The 2,971-nt window shown below is 43.1% G+C and carries 5 protein-coding genes; 2 read left to right on the forward strand and 3 right to left on the reverse strand.

Annotated elements, in window-relative coordinates; all coding sequences use genetic code 11:
- Positions 1-89 precede the first annotated feature (89 nt).
- Positions 90-266, reverse strand: a complete 177-nt coding sequence (locus F6K46_RS39015; protein WP_293118109.1) for a hypothetical protein — start codon at positions 264-266, stop codon at positions 90-92.
- 406 nt (positions 267-672) lie between these two features.
- Here F6K46_RS39015 and F6K46_RS39020 point away from each other — a divergent pair, with 406 nt between their 5' ends.
- On the forward strand, positions 673-1,284 hold the full coding sequence (locus F6K46_RS39020) for a hypothetical protein (RefSeq protein WP_293068662.1): 612 nt from the start codon (positions 673-675) through the stop codon (positions 1,282-1,284).
- 3 nt (positions 1,285-1,287) lie between these two features.
- On the opposite strand, the gene F6K46_RS39025 is transcribed toward F6K46_RS39020, so the two are convergent.
- Both F6K46_RS39025 and F6K46_RS39030 read right to left on the reverse strand, forming a co-directional pair.
- Positions 1,288-1,482 carry a hypothetical protein gene (locus F6K46_RS39025; RefSeq protein WP_293068665.1) on the reverse strand — a complete coding sequence of 65 codons (195 nt, stop codon included), beginning with the start codon at positions 1,480-1,482 and terminating at the stop codon, positions 1,288-1,290.
- Between the two features lie 40 nt (positions 1,483-1,522).
- The gene (locus F6K46_RS39030; RefSeq protein ID WP_168166515.1) at positions 1,523-1,690 is read right to left on the reverse strand and encodes a hypothetical protein; all 168 of its coding nucleotides are present in this window, start codon (positions 1,688-1,690) and stop codon (positions 1,523-1,525) included.
- A gap of 62 nt (positions 1,691-1,752) precedes the next feature.
- Here F6K46_RS39030 and F6K46_RS39035 point away from each other — a divergent pair, with 62 nt between their 5' ends.
- On the forward strand, positions 1,753-2,868 hold the full coding sequence (locus tag F6K46_RS39035) for a transposase (protein ID WP_293068668.1): 1,116 nt from the start codon (positions 1,753-1,755) through the stop codon (positions 2,866-2,868).
- Positions 2,869-2,971 lie beyond the last annotated feature (103 nt).

The following is a 2,971-nucleotide window of genomic DNA, read 5'->3' on the forward strand; positions in this document are numbered from 1 at the left end:
TTTCAAGTTGGTGCAAGTGTCTCAGCCATCGCCCCGTCAGGGGATAGCCATCAAGCAGAATTCGTCACTTAATGATTTTTATTGAATACTCAAATCCTTCCTGGGGTTTGGGTTTCAAAATGTATTTCTGTTGAGTAATACCTAGGCGAATGCCCAAATCTAAAAAACATACCCTTGAAAGGAGTCGAGAGTGGGGAGTCGGGAGTGGGGAGTCGGGAGTCGGGAGTGGGGAGTCGGGAATCGGGAGTCGGGAATCGGGGTAACAAAATTAAATTTACCTAATAATTTATTCGTGGGTTATTTTTGAATTGGGAGAGTTAAACGTCACTGAAAAAGGCATTACTTTACGGTAGCATTGTTACTGAATAGCACACTTTGTGGTCTGTTTGCGAACGCGCCCCGCGTGACCTACGGTCAATCGCACAAGCGCGGAAGCTGAGGCCTTTGGCCACGCTTTGCGAACGCTTCATCGCGCAGGGTCGGGCTTTGCCCGAATCCCATTAAAATTATAGCATTTTAGCAAATACTTTAAAAATCCAATAAGCCCATTTTTCATAGTAGTAAATTACACAATATTTTCCCCCGATTCCCGATTCCCGATTCCCGATTCCCGATTCCCTACTCCCTACTCCCTACTCCCTACTCCCTACTCCCTACTCCCTTCCCTAGCTCATGTCTTACAGTCAATTTACCATTCAAAAAGTAGTCAATGATTTTGACTTAACCTTAATCGAACAAGGGAATATTTTTGAAAGCGATAGCGATCGCGTAATTTCTCCTAGTCCTTATTTAGCAGAATTTATCACCCAAAATTACCAACTAGCGATCGCCTTGAATACCGAAAAAGCCCGATCAGAACTCTTGATATGTCCAGTGTTACTCGCTGTTAGAGAATTCCATAAAAACCAGGTTAGCTTGTTTTCTGGGGAAGAGTTTAATGTTGATCCAGAAGTGGGATTAAATGGCACCTGTGATTTTATTATTAGTCTGTCACCGGAACAGTTATTTATTAAAGCCCCGGTAGCCATTATTATAGAAGCCAAAAAAGAAGACCTGAAAGGGGGATTAGGACAGTGTATCGCTGCGATGGTAGCAGCTGCTCGGTTTAACCAACAGGAGAATAATGGTAACGTCGCAACGGTTTACGGTGCAGTAACCACTGGCACCCTATGGCGATTTCTGAAATTGGAAGAAAAAACAGTAACTCTCGATCTGGCGGAATATTTACTCCCTCCCATCGAACCGATTCTAGGGAAATTGGTGCAGATGGTGGAACAGGATTAGGAGTTAGATCAATTCTGGTTGTGGGGTTTTCTGTTTAAAGAGGGGAATCGGGAATCGGGAATCGGGAATCGGGAATCGGGAATCGGGAATCGGGAATCGTAAAATCGGGAGTGGGGCAATCTCTAGAAGCTTCTTTATCAGTAAAATAATACAGCGAATTATCGAATAAGGGAGTTTGAGGGAAAAAGAATACCCCACTCCTCTTAGGATGGGGATGAATTTTTACCTCAAGCAATACCTATGGCAATAAGCCAGTTTTCCCCAAGGCTTCCAAATACTCCGATAGAGTCAAGCCAGCCTTACTTGCCATGTTTTTCAAGCCATTCCAAGCCGCTTCCGTAGTCCTAACAGTGCGTGCTTTTTTAGCCTCTCCATGTATTGGAGGTCGTCCAGTTTTTTTGGTCATGCTATTGACATCAGTATTTCTAAAAGCTATAATCAATATAGCACGGATAAAAAGGTCGAATCATGCAGCTTGGATACACCAACAAACTCAAACCTAGCCGACAACAAGAAGCCACGATGTCTAACTGGCTAGATATGTTGCGCTCACAGTACAACTACCTACTTAGAGACAGAATCGATTCTTATGATCAAGCGAAAGCCCCTAGACTGGGTAACTACTGCGATCTAAAAAGTAAGGGAGAGGTGTGTCCATTAACTTGTTCTGTTAGTAAGTCGCATTCAATTGGCTATCCCTGGAAAAACCACAAAAATAATCCTAGAAGAAACGCTTATGAAGCTCAAAGTTCGAATCTTCCCATACTAAAGAAAGAGAGACCTTGGTACAAAGCTATCAATTCAACTGTCTTGCAACAGACATTGAGACAACTAGATGTAGCTTTCTCTAAGTTTTTCAAAGGAGAAACGGGATATCCTAAGCCTAAAAGAAGATCTAGATTCAGAAGCTTCAAATATTCTCCTGGGCAGGTCAAGTTAGATGGCGACCGGATTTACTTGCCTGGTATTGGCTGGATGGGTTTTCATAATTCCCGTCCTATCCCCGAAGGGTTTGTTTTAAAATCTGTCACTGTCCGACGCAAGGCTCGTGGATGGTTCGTGAGTCTCCAAATTGAAGATAAAACGGTACCAACTCCACCAGTAAAGACTAAAGAGGAAATTTCCCCTGATCGAGTCAAAGGGTGTGACTTAGGTATAAAGAAGCTTGTTAGCATTTCTGATGGTGAGATAGTATCAAACCAGGCTCAAGGGTTGCCATTTAAGCGTAGAGAAAGGCGTCTAAAAATAAGGCAAAGATCTGCTAGTAAGAAAAAGAAAGGTTCTAAAAACAGAAGAAAAGCCTACTCTAGAGTTGCATCTCTTTACGATCGTATAACCGATAAACGAAATGCCTATCACTGGGAAACAGCAAAAAAGATAGTAAATGAAGCTGATGCTCTTGTCTTTGAAGACTTAAATGTCAAAGGGATGAAGGCTCGCTGCAAGCCTAAACCCAATAACAATGGTGAATATGACCGCAACGGTCAATCAGCCAAAAAAGGACTGAATCGTGCAATATCTAATGCCGCTTGGGGTGAACTGGTTAAAAAAATCGAAGTTGTGGCTGCGTGTGGCTTGTTCTAAGTAGGAGCCTCCCGAAACGGGAGGGGTATGACTTAGGTAACTCGCGGGGACAACCCCAAAAAGTTATAACTATCCATCTAGATGGAGGTGAAAGTCCTCCCCT

The sequence above is a fragment of the Moorena sp. SIO3E8 genome, assembly GCF_010692445.1.
GTDB lineage: Bacteria > Cyanobacteriota > Cyanobacteriia > Cyanobacteriales > Coleofasciculaceae > Moorena > Moorena bouillonii.

What these genes read in the sequence shown, in the direction of transcription:
- F6K46_RS39020 (WP_293068662.1), top strand. Translation starts at nt 673, where the DNA reads ATGTCTTACAGTCAATTTACCATTCAAAAAGTAGTCAATGATTTTGAC.
- F6K46_RS39030 (WP_168166515.1), bottom strand. Translation starts at nt 1,690, where the DNA reads ATGACCAAAAAAACTGGACGACCTCCAATACATGGAGAGGCTAAAAAA.
- F6K46_RS39035 (WP_293068668.1), top strand. Translation starts at nt 1,753, where the DNA reads ATGCAGCTTGGATACACCAACAAACTCAAACCTAGCCGACAACAAGAA.